The sequence below is a fragment of the Mesorhizobium sp. M2E.F.Ca.ET.209.01.1.1 genome (assembly GCF_004010375.2).
GTDB lineage: Bacteria > Pseudomonadota > Alphaproteobacteria > Rhizobiales > Rhizobiaceae > Mesorhizobium.
In genome coordinates, this window is the sequence record NZ_SADP02000934.1 from 1 (window position 1) to 307 (window position 307).

Consider the following 307-nt stretch of genomic DNA (forward strand, 5'->3'; position numbering starts at 1 on the left):
GGACAGGCAGATTTGACGAGCAACTCCTTGTTCATCCAGACTTGCCTAGGTTAGTTTGTTGTCCTCAACCGCTATCATTCTGGAGCGCCAAATGGTCAAAAGAGTCGTGCTGGCGACTTGTCTTGCAACGCTGTTTTCGACGATTCAAGCGCTGCCTCAATCGTTCCAAGGGTCCTTCGACTTTCATTGGACGACAGATCCTCAGAACCGACATCGCATCATGGTATTGCTCTCAGACGTGTCCTTCACCGACAAAGCCGGGAAGGTCTGGAGCGTCCCCAAAGGCACGAAAATTGATGGAGCGTCG

1 protein-coding gene is annotated in these 307 nt (G+C 51.8%); it reads left to right on the plus strand.

The window, feature by feature from the left end; genetic code table 11:
• Nucleotides 1-91: 91 nt before the first annotated feature.
• A partial coding sequence (locus EN852_RS41995) for a hypothetical protein (RefSeq protein WP_210238327.1) occupies nucleotides 92-307 on the plus strand: 216 nt, incomplete at its 3' end.